This is a genomic window from Aliiglaciecola aliphaticivorans (assembly GCF_054782055.1).
The window spans coordinates 115,268-131,667 of record NZ_BAAGTF010000021.1 but is presented as its reverse complement, the minus strand read 5'-3'; the positions used below and the strand labels follow the sequence as shown (position 1 = coordinate 131,667).

The 16,400-nt window shown below is 41.0% G+C and carries 15 protein-coding genes; 11 read left to right on the top strand and 4 right to left on the bottom strand.

Going from position 1 to position 16,400, the window contains the following annotated elements:
• Positions 1-475 precede the first annotated feature (475 nt).
• The gene (locus ACYVIL_RS12900; RefSeq protein ID WP_460312700.1) at positions 476-790 is read left to right on the top strand and encodes a DUF1840 domain-containing protein; all 315 of its coding nucleotides are present in this window, start codon (positions 476-478) and stop codon (positions 788-790) included.
• Between the two features lie 79 nt (positions 791-869).
• Here ACYVIL_RS12900 and ACYVIL_RS12895 read toward each other — a convergent pair whose 3' ends face one another.
• On the bottom strand, positions 870-1,781 hold the full coding sequence (locus ACYVIL_RS12895) for a LysR family transcriptional regulator (RefSeq protein WP_460312699.1): 912 nt from the start codon (positions 1,779-1,781) through the stop codon (positions 870-872).
• Positions 1,782-1,881: 100 nt separating this feature from the next.
• On the opposite strand from ACYVIL_RS12895, the gene ACYVIL_RS12890 reads away from it, so the two are divergent.
• The 7 genes from ACYVIL_RS12890 (at position 1,882) to ACYVIL_RS12860 (ending at position 11,248) form a co-directional block, all read left to right on the top strand.
• Entirely contained in the window at positions 1,882-2,328 is a 447-nt protein-coding gene (locus ACYVIL_RS12890) for a VOC family protein (RefSeq protein ID WP_216048650.1), read from the top strand.
• A complete protein-coding gene (locus tag ACYVIL_RS12885; RefSeq protein WP_216048649.1) occupies positions 2,315-2,908 on the top strand; it encodes a glutathione S-transferase family protein in 594 nt (197 codons plus the stop codon). The genes ACYVIL_RS12890 and ACYVIL_RS12885 overlap by 14 nt, the downstream gene beginning before the upstream one ends.
• Positions 2,909-3,339: 431 nt before the next feature.
• The gene (locus tag ACYVIL_RS12880) at positions 3,340-4,365 is read left to right on the top strand and encodes an alpha/beta hydrolase (protein ID WP_460312698.1); all 1,026 of its coding nucleotides are present in this window, start codon (positions 3,340-3,342) and stop codon (positions 4,363-4,365) included.
• A gap of 74 nt (positions 4,366-4,439) precedes the next feature.
• Entirely contained in the window at positions 4,440-7,082 is a 2,643-nt protein-coding gene (locus ACYVIL_RS12875; RefSeq protein WP_460312697.1) for a TonB-dependent receptor plug domain-containing protein, read from the top strand.
• A gap of 67 nt (positions 7,083-7,149) precedes the next feature.
• On the top strand, positions 7,150-8,307 hold the full coding sequence (locus ACYVIL_RS12870; RefSeq protein ID WP_460312696.1) for an iron-containing alcohol dehydrogenase: 1,158 nt from the start codon (positions 7,150-7,152) through the stop codon (positions 8,305-8,307).
• Between the two features lie 30 nt (positions 8,308-8,337).
• Positions 8,338-9,693, top strand: coding sequence for a spinster family MFS transporter (locus ACYVIL_RS12865; RefSeq protein ID WP_460312695.1), 1,356 nt, complete (start codon positions 8,338-8,340; stop codon positions 9,691-9,693).
• A 97-nt stretch (positions 9,694-9,790) separates the two neighbouring features.
• The gene (locus tag ACYVIL_RS12860) at positions 9,791-11,248 is read left to right on the top strand and encodes an NAD-dependent succinate-semialdehyde dehydrogenase (protein WP_460312694.1); all 1,458 of its coding nucleotides are present in this window, start codon (positions 9,791-9,793) and stop codon (positions 11,246-11,248) included.
• Positions 11,249-11,275: 27 nt separating this feature from the next.
• On the opposite strand, the gene ACYVIL_RS12855 is transcribed toward ACYVIL_RS12860, so the two are convergent.
• The 3 genes from ACYVIL_RS12855 to ACYVIL_RS12845 all read right to left on the bottom strand — a co-directional run bounded on the left by ACYVIL_RS12855 (position 11,276) and on the right by ACYVIL_RS12845 (position 13,854).
• Positions 11,276-12,217 (bottom strand): LysR substrate-binding domain-containing protein, encoded by a 942-nt coding sequence (locus ACYVIL_RS12855; protein ID WP_303475055.1) that lies wholly within the window; start codon positions 12,215-12,217, stop codon positions 11,276-11,278.
• Between the two features lie 244 nt (positions 12,218-12,461).
• Positions 12,462-13,049: a peptide-methionine (S)-S-oxide reductase MsrA gene (gene msrA / locus ACYVIL_RS12850; RefSeq protein ID WP_303475056.1), complete on the bottom strand. Its 588-nt coding sequence runs from the start codon at positions 13,047-13,049 to the stop codon at positions 12,462-12,464.
• A 178-nt stretch (positions 13,050-13,227) separates the two neighbouring features.
• Complete coding sequence (locus tag ACYVIL_RS12845; RefSeq protein ID WP_460312693.1) at positions 13,228-13,854, bottom strand: LysE family translocator; 627 nt, start codon at positions 13,852-13,854, stop codon at positions 13,228-13,230.
• Between the two features lie 271 nt (positions 13,855-14,125).
• Here ACYVIL_RS12845 and ACYVIL_RS12840 point away from each other — a divergent pair, with 271 nt between their 5' ends.
• The 3 genes from ACYVIL_RS12840 to ACYVIL_RS12830 are packed head-to-tail and all read left to right on the top strand — an operon-like array spanning position 14,126 to position 16,242.
• Positions 14,126-14,998 (top strand): YHYH protein, encoded by an 873-nt coding sequence (locus ACYVIL_RS12840; RefSeq protein WP_460312692.1) that lies wholly within the window; start codon positions 14,126-14,128, stop codon positions 14,996-14,998.
• Positions 14,985-15,623: a toxin-antitoxin system YwqK family antitoxin gene (locus tag ACYVIL_RS12835; protein WP_460312691.1), complete on the top strand. Its 639-nt coding sequence runs from the start codon at positions 14,985-14,987 to the stop codon at positions 15,621-15,623. The genes ACYVIL_RS12840 and ACYVIL_RS12835 overlap by 14 nt, the downstream gene beginning before the upstream one ends.
• Positions 15,571-16,242 carry an SCO family protein gene (locus ACYVIL_RS12830; protein WP_460312690.1) on the top strand — a complete coding sequence of 224 codons (672 nt, stop codon included), beginning with the start codon at positions 15,571-15,573 and terminating at the stop codon, positions 16,240-16,242. The genes ACYVIL_RS12835 and ACYVIL_RS12830 overlap by 53 nt, the downstream gene beginning before the upstream one ends.
• The last annotated feature ends 158 nt before the right edge of the window (positions 16,243-16,400 follow it).

Here is a 16,400-nt window from a genome sequence, read left to right as displayed (position 1 = left end):
AAATATCGCTTGCCATTGTTCTTTCGTTCGACGCTCTCTGCGCATAATGTCTCCGACTGATCATCAAAAACGACATTGTGCGGTGCTAAATATGAACTGACGAGATGGTCTTTGCTAGACGCTCACGCTCCTCCCTTAACATGGGTGTCTTGGTATCTCCTAAACATAGGTGTCTTAGTAACTCCTAAACATGGGTGTCTTTATAATTCTTTTTAACATGGGTGTCTTTATAATTCCCAATCGAAGCTCCCCCCCTTAACATGGGTGTCTTGGTATCTCCTCCTGGGTGTCTTGGTAACTCTCTTGGTAACTCCTAAACATGGGTGTCTTTATAATTCCTTTATAACCTCGATGTTTAGACTTCAGATAGGAAGGTATTTAACCCAATGCCGTGAAACTCGTTAGTTGAAGTATAGGGTGTTGTATGGTGTACACTTATCTTACATTTTCGAACAACCCGAAGAGTTAAATCATCATGTTAATAATCTTTTCCAGTCAAGCAGGTGCCAACATTACTATGTTCGGAGATATTGCAGTGCAATTACTAAAAATGATGGGGCATAGCGGCACGGTACCCAGTGCAATTCTAGCAAAAGATGTCCCTGCAGCTCTTGCGAACCTGGAGACTGCGCTCGGAGTAGCAACGCAACACGCCGAATCAGAAGAGCTTACTGACGATAACGAAGAAACGCCTGATGTTAGCCTTTCTCACCGTGCTTTACCTTTAATCGATTTACTAAAGGCTGCAATAAAAAACGAAAGTAACGTACAGTGGACGGACAATACTTAGTCCCATTGCCAATGTTAAATTGAAAAATGAAGCGAATAGAGTTTTACCTGTAAGGGTAGAAAATGTAATGGCCTTTCATTTAAGAAGAAAGTGCCTGAACACGATCTTTTAGTTTGGGAGCTGCGAAATTAAGGAAGCTTTTCATTTTTTGCGGCATGTACTTTCTGGTTTTATGGAGTAAATGCACAGGCACAGATTCTGGTTCGAATTCAGGCAAGACGATTTTTAGAGTACCTGCTTGCACCCCCTGCATCACTTGGTAATGAAGTTGCTGTGTCGCCCCCACTTTATTTATTGCCGCATACACGGCTGATTCACTGTCGGTAACCGTTAAACGAGAGGCAATATTCATACTTACGGGGGAAGTAGACTTAGCAAGTCGAAAACTCCAATGGGGAATTGTCATATTCGTTTTTAACGTCACACAAGGAAAACCAGCTAAATCCTCTGGGGAAGCTAACGGCGGATACTCCTCTAACAGGCTAGGGTTGACGCAAGTAACGATACGCATCTTTCCGACTGGTGTTGCGATTAAGGAACTATCCGGTAACTTACCAATGCGAATCGCCATATCCACCTCATCTTCAAACAAATTGACATTTCCATCAGCCAACACAAGTTGCACATTTATATTGGCATACAAAGATAAAAACTCCGTCACTATTGGCAAAACATATAAGCGACCAAACATGACCGGAGCCGTAATCACTAAATCCCCTTTAGGCTCTGAATACTCGCCTTTTAAATCACTTTCAGCTTCTTCTACTTGTTCCAGAATGCGTTTACAAGCCTTGATATATTCAAGCCCAGACTCAGTGAATGACAGTTTTCGCGTGGTTCGATGTATCAGGCGAACATCCAGTTGAGCCTCTAGTTCCGATATTTTCCGGCTTAATGTTGGTAAAGGCACATTCAACTCTTTGCTCGCTTTAGAGAAGTTGCCCGCTTCCAAGACTTTTATCAGCATTGACATCGCTTCTAATCGATCCATTATTATTTCACTTTATGAAAATATCTTTACCAAATTTACCGTATTATCTTTTAAATCACAAAGTGTCATAGTTTAAGTTTAAACACAGAAGGACAAAAAAATGAGCTTTGTGCCCCCTATCAATCCTCAGGCAGCCCTTGCTTATGATCATGTTGGAATTAGGGTTAGCAACAGACAAACTGCAATCCATTTTTATGAACGCCTTGGATTTAAAGAAACCTATCGGATCCCAGAAGGTGAAGCCAATGAAATGGTCACCTCCGCTGGCGTCAGAATTAATCTGATATTTAACGGCGCAAAATCAAAAGAGCAAAAGAATGTCTTATTAGACGAACCAATTAAACGACCCGGTGTTACCCATCCAGCATTCATTATTAACGACATGAGTGAATTCCAAGCATGGTTAGCAAAAGAGGGAATTATGATTACTGAAGGACCGAAAAGACTAGGACCACGGAGAATATCACTGTTTATTCGCGATCCAGATGGAAACGTTCTTGAATTTAATCAATTACTACCTGAGGAAGGAAACAATGAAACTATATGATTTAGAACTTTCAGGAAACTGTTACAAAGTAAGGTTATTTGCTTCATTAGCAGAGATACCTCTGACCATAGTTCCTGTGGATTTTATGCAAGGTGAACATAAGGAAAAACACATACTTGACTTAAATCCATGGGGGGAAATTCCAATTTTAGAGGATGGCAAAGTGGTTCTGCGAGATGCCCAAGCCATACTAGTCTATTTAGCCAGTAAATTTGGCGGTGAGGCATGGTGGCCAAGTGAACCCCACCTAAAAGCGGATGTGATGCAGTGGCTGTCAGTTGCGGCAAATGAAATTCAACACGGCCCCAACACTGCAAGACTCATTGAGAAATTCAACATACAAAGTGATATGGCCCTGTGTGCGCAGCGTTCCGAGCGAATTCTAGAGTTAATCAATAACCACCTTTTGAACAATGACTGGTTGGCGGCGGGTCGACCAACAATAGCAGACTGTGCGGTATACCCCTATGTGTCCCTCGCCCATGAGGGAAATATCACAATGATTAAGTACACCAATATCACCGCATGGATGGATCGAATAGAACAGTTACCAGGTTACATTTCAATGCCTGGGAACTAGGGTGATAATCACCTTAAGACGTAACAAAATTAGCGTGCCATTCACTATTAAATACCACAGCAAAGGTAAACCTGCGTTTATCTTTGCTAATTTGTTTTTATCGGCTTTCTACAGACCCTAGCCATCCATTTAATTTAACTGGCTTTGCTGGGTATTTTATTCAACAAGCATTAAGAATAATCCCTCTATTTGTTATTGGCCTTGTCACTTACCACAAAATAAATCAAACAATTTATTTACCTAAACTAGCTTGCAACCATACAAAAACATAATATAACCCACTGTTTCAAATAAACTTTTCATCACTGTTGAGTATATGTCAACAGGGTGTTTCATATATGTTACTTGAGCGCGCAATTTTTAAGATGTAAAAACTACCACTTCCAAAAAACAAAAAAATAACAAAAAAATAACAGTGGCTAGGAATAATGTTGTCAAAAGATGCAAATAAACAAATAGGTCAGACTGAAAAAGAAACATTTTTTGGCAGTCAAAATACAGCAAAAGAAAATGTCTCAGACAAAGCCGAAGCATCAAGTACTGGTCTTGATGACCATGCTCAAGAAGTGCTTAACTATATTCATTCTTTACCTCCAGCATACGAATTCGAACCTAAATATGTTAGACAATTTCGGAAGAACCCCTACGAACATGAGGATGTTACCGATATCACAAGAGAAGATATAAGCATTCCGTGTGCAAACCATGAATTAGAAGCGCGAGTTTATAGGCCAGCCTCCTCACATGAAAATCTGTACCCTACACTTATTTATTTTCATGGGGGAGGTTTTGTCCTTGGTGACATTCATTCTTATGACAAATTCCTTGCACAACTATGTGTGCAATCAAATGTTGTGATTATTTCCGTTGCCTATCGACTCGCTCCAGAAACGGTCTTTCCTGGAGCCATTGAAGACACCCAAGAATCTACAGATTGGATTGTGGAAAATGCACTATCTCTAAAGCTTGATTCAACACGCATTGGATTAGGGGGGGATAGTGCAGGTGCTAATTTAGCTATCGTTTATTGCTTACTCAATAAAAACAAATTTAAACCTTATTTTCAGTTATTAATCTATCCCAGTATTGTCGGTAACAATTCCACTCCAAGTCGAGAGGCATTCTCTAAAGATCTGCTGTTAACTGAAAATTTATTAAAATGGTTTCACCAACATTACATCAGTAAAGAAGATGAAAACGATCCCCGTTTTAACGTATTAAATGCCGAGGAGTTTGCACACCTTCCTCCTGCATTTATTTTAACTTGTGGCTTTGATCCCCTTAGGGATGAAGGGCAAATGTTTGTAGATAAACTCACCGAAAATGGTGTAGCAGTGAAACACTCTTGTTATACCGACATGTTTCATGGGTTTATCAACTTTGGCGTATTGCAACAATCAAAAGACGCTGTCACTGAGTGCGCGATGGTGCTCAATTCAGTGATGTACCAGAGCTAATAGGCCAAAAAATTAGTAAGACGCGTTTTGTTTTAAAACGAATTTTCAGGACACACACTTTCGGGACACAATTTATGAAAACAACTAAAATATTAACTACAAAAAAGTTACTCGCTATTTCTATCACGGCTGCACTAGCTTTCTCAGCAAGTGCTCAACAAAACACAAGTAGTGAAGACGAACCTGAAAAAATTCAAGTTACAGGTTCATACATTAAACGTACCTCAGTGGATGCCGCCGAGCCAGTACAAGTACTAGATTACAATTACATTCAATCTACCGGTGCCACCACGGTTTCAGAGCTGATCGGAAAATTAGCTATTTCTTCTGGTGCTGAAAACCAAGCTGACTCTTTTTCACAAGCCGCTAGCCAAGGAACAGGTAATGTGAATTTACGCGGCTTAGGCTTAAGTTCAACATTGGTGCTCATCAATGGTCGTCGTCAAACAATTTCAGGAGCACTGACCAATGATGGCAGTGTATTTGTGGATACCAGTCATATTCCTATTGATGCTATTGAGCAAGTTGAAGTGTTAAAAGAAGGTGCCGCTTCTACTTATGGTTCGGATGCCATTGCCGGTGTAGTTAACTTTATATTACGTAAAGATTTTGAAGGGTTTGAAATTAACGCTTCAATTAGCAAAGCCGACGATAGTAGTCAAAAAGACACTGACATAGGTTTTTTGTGGGGAGCTGAATTTGACAACACCTCGATTGTAGTATCGGGGCATTACTTAGACAGAACACCGCTAACCATTGCTGATAGACCGGAGTTAGGTGATGTAGCATTTAGCTCTTTGGGTAATTCATTCTTACTTTTGGCTAATGCTGAGGTAGCCGATGGACCCTACGCTGGGAGCTATGGTGCCTATGAAAATGTACCTGACCCCACCTGCTTAGATGATACCTTAGGCATGATAATTCCCCAAGCATATGGTTCACGCTGTGGTTTTAATTATGGGCCTTTATATAACTTAGTGAATACTGAAACCCGTGCACAACTGTATAGCAATATATCTCATGATTTTGACAACGGAATTGCCTTATCTGCTGATCTTAGTTGGAGCTCAAATGAGGTAAAAGATAACCCTCAATCACCTAGTTACCCGGACTTAACATTTCCATACATTGGTCCTACAGACTCAGGTAACCCATTTGGTGTCGGTGTCGTTTGGTTAGGTCGACCATTAGGAGCTGATTATGAACCCGCTTTATCACCCCGTGAAAATGATACCTTCCGCACCTCGTTAAGTTTAGTAGGTGACTTTGATAATGGTTGGAGTTGGGACACAGCATTAACTTACAGTAAAAATAACTATAAGCAGTATCAGCAAGACCAATTGAAATCAAGACTAGTAGCAGCATTAGCAGGGGTTGGTGGTCCGAATAACGATGAGCTGTTTAACCCTTTTGATCGCTCTAGCCTTAGCCAATCCGTTATCGATGACTTTACCTATATGACAGAATCAGAGAAAACCACCGATTTGTTGGTACTCGATGCGGTTGTTAGCGGTGATTTATATGAAGTTTCAGCCGGAACAATTGGTTTTGCGGCTGGTATTCAAGCGCGAACTGAAAGCTTTAAAGTTGAAACCGATGATGTCAATGAAATCAAATTTGATGACCAAGGCAACCCTATCCCAGTTGATTTAATCTTTCTACAAGGTTTGTCAGAAGTTGATGCTGATAAAAACACCTTTGCCCTGTTTGCTGAAAGTGTTATCCCTGTTACAGAAGACATTGAAATAAAAGCGGCACTGCGTTACGAAAAATTAGAAAATGATTCAAGTGTCGATCCGAAAATAGCCGTTCGCTGGCAAATATCTGATCAATGGATTATGCGCGCATCTGCAAGTACCGCCTTTAGAGACGCATCGTTATCACAGAAAAATGCTTCTTCGGCAGTTATTACCAGTATTACCGATTACAATGATGACGGTACCGCAAAATCCAGTGCCTTTGTTGGTGTTATCGCTACTGGTAACGAGGATTTAAAGCCTGAAGAATCTGACAACTACAATATAGGTTTGATTTTTAAACCAACTGATAACTTGGATTTTAAAGTAGACTTCTGGCGTGTTGATTATACCAATTTGATCACTGTTGAAAATGCTCAGGGGAAGTTGATTGATGATCCAAATGGTGTAGATATTATTCGTACTGATGCTGGTTTCTTATCTTCTGTCAAAGTTAACTACTTCAATTCATCGTCGGTAAGTGTTGAAGGTATTGACTTCGAATCGACATGGACTTTATCAGATCAGTTTAATATTAGTTTAAATGCATCGCATTTTAATTCGTACGAACTGACTAAAGATAACGGTGAAGTAGTTGAAGCGGCTGGCTCATTTAATATTGATAACTTTGCTCGCTCAATGCCTGAAACCAAAGGCTCTGTAAACTTTAATTGGTTGGGTGAAAGCCAAAGAGCTTCAATTAATGTTAACTATGTTTCAAGCTATGACACTGGAGTAGATGTGTCCGCTTTACCAAACGAAAGTTCAACAGTAGACGCATTTACAACTGTAGATATGCAATATTCGGCTAATTTTTATATTACCGATGACAGTGAAGCTATATTAACCTTAGGTGTTAAAAACCTACTCAATGAAATGCCACCACGTGCTTATATTGCTGAAGGCAGCTTAAGTTATGATCCTAAACAACATAACCCACTAGGCCGTGTGCTCTATGCGAAAGTGAAATTAGCATTCTAAATTCGATACCATGATTGCAGAAATCAAAGAGGGGGCTTCCCCCTCTTTCCAACAATAAGTTAAAAATATGTCATTTGTTTTCAATACTACTAAGTCAATTATTAATGCACCGAACGCGTCATCTGAGTTAGGGCTATATTGTCAAACCCTCAACATCAAGAATGTGTTACTGGTTACCGATCCGGGAATTGTAAAACTAGGGCTACATCAAAAAATGATTGCGAGTTTAGAAAATAGTGCAATCAATTATGTACTCTTTAGTGACGTCGAGGTTGATCCACCTACCGAAGTTATTGAAAACGCTTTAGCGTTTGCCAAAAACAATAATATTGACGGGGTAATTGGTCTAGGTGGCGGTAGCTCATTAGACACGGCAAAGTTAATCGCTGCACTTACTGACTCTAAGCAATCCCTAAACGACGTCTTTGGTATCGACAAACTTGAAAACTCAAGATTACCGCTGATTCAAATTCCAACGACTGCTGGTACAGGTTCGGAGGTGACACCTATCTCCATTGTGACCGCAGGTGAAGCCATGAAAATGGGAATAGTATCTAGTGTATTACTGCCCGATATTGCGTTGCTAGATGCAACACTAACAGTCAAACTCCCACCACATATTACTGCAGCCACTGGTATTGATGCCATGGTCCATGCCATTGAGGCCTACACCAGTAAAATTAAGAAAAGCATTTATTCAGATATGCTTGCCGTTCAAGCGTTAAAATTAATGGCAAACAATATTCAAACGGCTGTGCATCAAGGTGAAGATTTAACCGCTCGTTCTAACATGATGTTAGGTGCAACCTTAGCCGGACAAGCATTTGCCAATGCACCCGTAGCGGCCGTTCATGCTTTGGCATATCCACTGGGTGGTCATTACCATATTCCTCATGGCTTGAGTAATTCATTGGTATTACCCCATGTACTGAAGTTTAATATGTCATCTGCAGCGCATTTATATGCTGAATTAGCCGACGTTATTATTCCTAAAGATTGTGCGAACCTTGGGTCTGATAACGAAAAAGCACAGGCTTTCATCCAACATTTAGAGTATTTAATTGCCGATATTGGCCTTCCAAATCGTTTAGCGAGTGTAGAAGTAAATGAAGACGCTTTGCCAATGCTAGCGAAAGATGCGATGAAACAAGAACGATTGTTGATTAATAATCCCAGACCGATGAACGAAGCAGATATTCTAGCCATTTATCAAGCCGCTTATTAGTTCCTTCTAATTTTTAGATGAGATAGTGAAATGACTGAAAAAACACAAAGCTCGGTTGAAACAACTTCTATACCCACACAATCATCAAGACAAGGTCTGTATGCGGCCTATTTAATTTTTATATTGTTATTAGCTTATACATTTTCCTTTATTGATAGACAAATTCTAAGTTTACTAGTTGAACCTATGAAGCGAGATTTGGACATAAGCGATACGCAAATGAGTTTGTTACAAGGCCTGTCATTCGCATTATTTTATACCCTCATGGGATTACCTTTAGGCCGATTAGCTGATAGCAAAAGCCGCAGAGGTATTATTGCCTGGTCAATTTTTATTTGGAGCTTAATGACCGCTGCTTGTGGCTTAGCCAAAAGTTATTGGTCGTTGTTTTTTGCTCGTATGGGCGTGGGGGTAGGTGAAGCGGGATTATCTCCAGCAGCATACTCACTCATCGCCGATAGTGTGCAGAAAAGACACCTATCCAAAGCAATTGGAGTCTATACCATGGGTATCTACTTAGGCGGCGGCATGGCGCTGATTGTAGGCGGTATGGTGATTCAATGGGCTGCGGAATTTTCATCAATCACCATTCCTATTTTAGGAGAAGTGTATGCTTGGCAGGCTGTATTTCTTGCGGTAGGTCTGCCGGGTTTACTATTAGTACCCCTACTATTTACTCTAAAAGAGCCAGCCCGAAACCAAAAACAAGAAAAGGCGGTTCCCGTCGCCGAAGTTATTCAGTTTTTTAAGAAAAACAAAAAAACCGTGCTCTTACATAACTTTGGAGCAGCCCTAGCTTCCGCTGCTGGTTACGGAGCCTTAGCTTGGGTGCCAAGTTATTTGATTCGAGTACACGGAATGTCAAGTGGTGAAGTCGGAATGGCATTCGGTCTAATCGTACTGTTTTGTGGTGCCGGAGGGGTAATTGTTGGTGGCATTATTGCTGATAAACGTTATAGAGCAGGTCAAACTGATGCGAAAATGCGAGTCGCAATGTGGGCGATGATCTTAGGTATCATTCCTACGGTGATTTACCCTTTGCTTTCTGATTTAACGATCATTTTGATTATATTGGCAATCTCAACTTTCTTTGCAAACTTTATGATGGGTTTAGGACCTGCAGCAATTCAAGAAGTAGTGCCGACAAATATGCGAGGACAATTCAGTGCCTTATATTTGTTCATTGTCAACTTAATCGGCTTAGGGTTAGGGCCAACATTGGTAGCCTTATCGACAGATTACATTTTTGGTTCACCTGACATGGTTGGCTACTCAATCATATTAGTTTCAGCCATCGCCATGGGCGGCTCGGCCTTTTTGCTAGGAAAATGCTTACCTCATTACCGCGCAACCTTAGTTTCATTGGAGGAGTCTTCAACTAGATAAAGGTCTTCAACTGGTTGAGAGCCTTCAGCCAATTCAGGGCCTTCAGTGAAAGGAAGGCCCTCTATCAACGTTATTGCCAATATCAAATGGGGTTAAAATGCTATCGCTAAACGATCCGTTGCTGTTAAAAACACAACTTTTTATAAATGGGGAATGGGTGAACGGTGACTCAGGAAACACCTTTCCTATAGTCAACCCGGCCACAGGCACAGAAATATGCAAGCTTGCTAGCGGCAACAAAAATGATACTAATACAGCGATAAAGTGTGCCCAAAATGCCATGCAAAAATGGCGTCAACTAACAGCCAAATATAGAACTCAAATATTAAAACAGTGGCATGCCCTGATCATGGAGAACATTGATGATTTGGCGTTAATTCTATGTGCAGAGCAAGGGAAACCCTTAGCTGAGGCCAAAGGGGAAATACAGTACGGCGCTGCATATATTGAATGGTTTGCAGAAGAGGCCAAACGTATTTACGGTGATATCATTCCAAGTAACAATGCAAATCAAAGACTGTTAACGGTTAAGCAACCTATTGGTGTAGTTGCAGCCATCACACCCTGGAATTTTCCAAATGCGATGATCACTCGCAAAGTGGCGCCAGCATTGGCTGCCGGTTGTGCTGTTGTGGTCAAGCCTGCAGAAGCTACGCCATTAAGTGCGCTGGCCCTAGCAGAGTTAGCCGATAGAGCAGGTCTGCCTAAAGGGTTACTTTCTATCGTAGTAGGAGTTGACGCCATAGAGATAGGCAAAGCGTTAACAGATCATCCACTAGTGCGAAAACTGTCATTTACAGGCTCCACTAAGGTTGGGAAATTATTAATTAAACAATGTGCCGATACGGTTAAAAAGACCTCAATGGAACTTGGCGGCAACGCGCCTTTTATTGTGTTTGAAGACGCTGACTTAGATCAAGCTGTTCAAGGTGCTATTGCATCCAAATTTCGTAACGCTGGCCAAACCTGTGTTTGTGCCAACCGGTTTTTGGTGCAACGAAGCGTCTATCAAGAATTTACTGAAAAGTTTATTGAACAAACCAAAAAACTCATAGTAGGAAACGGCAATACCGAAAACGTCACTATGGGTCCGTTGATTAATACCGATGCCGTACAAAATATACATGCATTAGTGACAGATGCTGAAAAAAATGGTGCAACTAAGGTGTTAGGCGGCGCAGCAAGCGAGTTGGGTTCTAATTATTATTTGCCTACCATTTTGACCAATGTTACCCCTCAGATGCGTATATTTAATGAAGAAATATTTGGCCCTGTTGCGCCAATTATTCCATTCGACACCGAAGAACAGGCCCTTGAATTAGCCAACGCCACTGAGGCGGGATTGGCTTCTTATGTTTATACCCAAAATTACGCAAGAATTTGGCGATTTTCCGAAAACTTAGAAAATGGCATTGTAGGTATAAACGAAGGCATTATTTCTTCAGAAGTAGCCCCTTTTGGCGGAGTAAAAGAATCCGGTAACGGCAGAGAAGGGTCTAAATACGGTATCGACGATTACATCGAGATCAAATATCTGTGTATGGGCGGCATCTAGCTAGGCTGCCCCAATAGGCCTAGAGTATTAGTCTAAAAATTCTTTATCCCACTGTTGTTGTGCTTGCTCAGACTCGTTAACTAACCAGTCTCGAAAGATTTTTAGTGTTTGATTATCTTTATAATTTTCAGGGCAAACAAAGTAGTATGACTCTTTTTTTAGCATCATATAATTATGAGCAACCACTAATTTTCCCTCCTTTATAAGGGGATCAGCTAATGGTCGATACATTGGGATAATGCCTAAACCATCAACAGCCGCTTGCGTCGCCACAGCAACATTGTCTAAAACAATATTTTTTTTGTCTGTTTGCAAAGCAGGATAACGACTATTCGATAACCATTGAGCCCATAATTTTGACAAGTGACCATAGTGCAACCAATTGTAGTTGGCTAAATCCAAGATGTCCTCAGGGTTATGAGATTCATCAAGCAAAGACGGAGAACACACAGGTTGCACATAGACATCGATGAGTTTGTCGAAGTGACAACCTTGCCATTGCTCTTCTGTTCCAAGACGAATCGCCGCATTCATATTTTCGCCTGAAAAATCGATTGAATCTTTACCAGTATCGAAACTGTTAGTAAAAAATGACAATGTCAGTTCAGGGTGATGTTGTTCAAGCCGACATAGCCGACTCATCAACCACGTAGAATTAACAGTAGCAGAAATCCCCAACTTTAGTTTTCGATTTTCGCTACCGTGATGGACTGTATCAGTGGCAACTTTTAAATCTGCAAAAACATTCGATATGGAGTTAGCGTAAATAACGCCTTGCTCAGTCAGTTCTAAACCCACTTTATGGCGTTCAAATAATTTAAACCCAAAATACTCTTCCAAATTTTTAATCTGCCGACTGACAGCAGACCGGGTGATGAAGAGTTCATCGGCGGCTTTAGTAAAACTTAATAAACGAGAAGCGGTGAGGAATACCCATAGCGTGTTTAACGGCGGCAAACGTTTAGACATATAAGGCCTTTAAAATCAAAAAGTTAGCAATAAATCATTCAACTTAGTTTATTTGATAAGAAAATATCCCTTCCCTACATTGTTAAAAAAGTTAACTTTTTCGATATTCTTGATATGAAAAGCAATATATCTTAACCCCACCAAATCAGCAAATAAGCCCACCAACATTGACTAAAAGGTAAAAACCTACCCCCTTTGCCTTTAACAGCACTGCGAAACCCCTGACTGCTGACTTGTAGCAAATTTAATGCTTAGCCTTGTCGCCCCAGATTTCTTCTAAACGTTGATCACGTCCGCAATTCCAACGATATATTTTGTAGCGAACCGGACTCTTTTTGTAAAAATCTTGATGTCCAATCTCATCGCCTTTAATTGGGTAAAAACGGGTAGCCGCTAATATGGGTGTCACCAGCTTCTGACTAGGAAATTTAGCCTGCACAGCCGCTTTTGATTTTTCAGCTATCCCCCGCTCTTCATCGTTAGCAACAAAAATTGCACTCAAATAACTATGGCCTTTATCACAGAATTGTCCTTGAGCATCGAAGGGGTCAATGTTTACCCAAAAATGATCTAATATTTGCTGATAAGTCACCACATTGGCATCATAGGTAATTTTGACCGCTTCATAATGCCCGCGGTGATTGCCGTTGTATGTTGGGTTTGGTGAGCTACCACCGGTGAAGCCAGATACGACATCAGTAACCCCATCTAACTTCTCAAAATCAGACTCCATACACCAAAAACAACCACCCGCTAAGATAGTTTCATCGGCTTGCGTATAAGTAGAAAATAACGACACACTGAATATCAGCGCAGACAAAATAGTTTTCATAGACATCCTTCAAACAACAATCATATGGCCAACAAATTGTGGCATTCTAAGATATAGAACAGGAAAGCTCCTTTGTGCTTTCATGAATATGGGTTGATTGTGCTTTCATGACTATCTGGTGCGATAGAGCACGTGGCTTAGCTTCATGTTCCCACAAGCGATAAATGGCAGAAGCATATCAACGCTCGCTTAAAACAAGCCTCAACGCAAGGGCGCTAAAAACAGTTCCTGCAATTCGATTCATTACCACCTGGGCTTTTGTAGATCCTTTTAGCCATTCTCCTAGATAACCAGCAAACCAGGCAATCAAACTAAAGATAACTAGGGCCGTAACAATAAAAACCCCACCAAAAATTACCATTTGTAAGGTAACAGAACCCTTGTCGGGATCGGCAAATTGAGGAAGAAAAGCAAGGAAAAATATCGCCACTTTAGGATTGGTAATATTCATGATGATGCCTCGTGAATAGAGTTGTCGCCAAGGCAATTGGGTATTTGATTTAGCATCTAAGCCAGCGGCACCGGCTCGAAAAGCCTGAAAGGCTAAATATAATAAATAAACAGCGCCCACGATTTTAAGAATGTTAAACGCCAGTGCCGAGGTTTGAAGAATAACGGCAACACCGAATGACACCGCAGCGGTATGTACAAACAGGCCTGTACACAAACCTAAGGTCACTAAAATCCCCGCTTTTCGACCATTGAGTGCTGACTGGGTTAACACAAAAATATTATCTGGGCCTGGCGCAAAAGACAGCGCCACCGACGCAGCCAAAAACATCAGTAAAGTTTCAATGGGTATCATCTATTTTCTCTTAGATTGCTAATAGCAAGGTGGTTAGGGTTTCAATTCAGCAAGGTTACCTAGCACACGAACCACTGTAAACCTGTGGAGATAAAACTTTTAAACAACGAAATTTAATAGCTGTCCACTGAAAAGTGCAATTTATTGTAGGTAAATCTCCTCTGAAAATGCACATTCTACATTTTTATTTAATGCTAAATTGCACATGAATTGACCTTATTAATACAAATAAAGCCGCCCTGTGTAACGAAAGCGGCCGGAGCGAGCGATTATGTTTAAATTAGAAAATCCATTGCGTATAGTTTGTGTGTTCAGCATGCTGTCATTGCTCGTAGCCTGCGGCGGAAGTTCATCAGATACTGCGCTTACCCAAGACGACAGTGATGCGGGAACGGGAACAGATTCAGGAACGGATACAGGTTCAGACACCAGTTCCTGCGACACGCCGATGACTGAACTATCGAGTGCATTTCTTGAATTTGTAGCAGCGCCAAACGTCACTGTTGTTTTATCTGAAGATGGCTGCACGGTAGCGCTGGAGTCAGCAGGTAAACCTGATCACACTTCTTCATACTGGGATTCTGGCAACGAAAGCGGTTTATATGTTGAACCTGAAGATGCTGAATTATTTGATCAGCAACGCTCACCAGGGGATATCGAAGATTATATTAATGATTATGATTTAACGGTTCCCGTAAACCCAGAGCTTGCGGCCACGTCTTCAGCCACACCTCTTGGCGCTATTGGTATTGCCATAAGTGGCGCTCCCATATTCAACGACTCAGAAGGTAATGGTGATGTTTCCTTAGGTGTCATTCAGGGTTTTGACCGCAACGGCGCGCACACAGGCCCTCAAACCTACCACTACCATTTAGAGCCAAAAGCAGTGTCTTATGATGATGATTCACTGGTTGGTATTATGGCTGATGGCTTTTTTATATTTGGCAGACGTTGCTATTCGACAGCTGGCTATCCAACAGATCTTGATGAGTCTAACGGGCATACTTCAGTCACCTTATATACCGGCGGAACAGAAGAAGATGCAGAGTATCACTATCACGTATCAACCGAACAATATTTAAATGGTGACTACTATTTAATTTTCCCAGGTAATTTTCAGGGTACACCGAGTGATATCAACTAGTCGCCAAAACGGCTTTTGCTTTGGCCCGCACTCAATATGTGTGTTGGCGGTACTGATAGTAACTGCCATTGCTGCGGCGAAGACGTTTATCCCTGTCACCCCACTTGTTGTTGATAAATCAGAAATTGCCATTAACAGCAAAGGGCAGCGGGTATACCAAAATGAACCCTTTAGCGGTGATATGCGAAGTTATCACCCAGCAGGAAATGTAGCCACCAGCGATGAATTTGTGAATGGAAGACGTCAGGGGTTCGCACGCAAATGGTTTGCAAATGGAACCTTAGGGTACGAATCTCACTATGTTTCTGGCAAACGTGATGGTGACACCAAAACATGGTGGGTCAACGGCAATCGACGATCTCATTTTGTTTATATTAACGGCAAAGTTGAGGGCACGGCATGGCGCTGGTACAGAAACGGGGCGAAGTTTAAGAAATTTAACTATCTCGCGGGCAAACCCATAGGGTTGCAACAAGCCTGGCGATTAAACGGAAAACTATTTTCCAATTTTGAATATAAAAATGGGCGGATTTATGGTCTCAGAAAAGCAAATAACTGTGTTGGGGTTGAAAATGAAATCATTTCACCAGATTACTACCAAAATCAAGCAAGCAATTCTCTTTAGTGGATTGCTTTTAAGTGCGTTTACCCACGCGTCTGATACTTTGCCCTACTACAACAGTGAAGAGTTTACGCCCATCTGGCTAGAGCCGGATAGTAAAGAGCTTGAAAACTTTCATCAAATTCCACCATTTAGTTTTACGGATCAAGATGGTAAAGAAGTCAGCGAAAAAACCTTCGAAAATAAAATTTATGTTGCTGGTTTTTTCTTTAGCACCTGCCCCGGAATTTGTCCTTCAATTCGATCGAAATTAATAGCGGTTCAAGAAAAATTTCTGGATGATCCTGAGGTGAAAATTCTTCAACACTCCATTAGACCAACGTCTGATTCAGTGGAACTATTGAAGGATTATGCCAATACCAATGGCATAGTTAGTGGTAAATGGCACTTAGCCACTGGCAATAGAGACGAAATATATTCACTTGCTAAATCCGCATATTTTGCCAGTGAAGATTTAGGTAACATTCAAAATACAGATGATTTTCTGCATACTGAAAGCCTGCTACTCATTGACCAAAATCGTCATGTACGAGGTATATATAATGGTCTGAATAAAGCCTCAGTGGCGTATCTTATTGCCGATATTGAAAACTTAAAAAAGAGCAACATTGCGAAAAAGTAAGACTCCATAAAGTATATTTCAGTTTTCAGCTATCTAGTAAAACCTGTGTTTAGAATTTGATTAATCGGTACCGAATACCCTTGTCACGCTTATAGGGTGACAAGGGTTGAAGAGGTAGGGGCTTTTTTAAAGTTAGTGACTAATCAACATCACTAAGA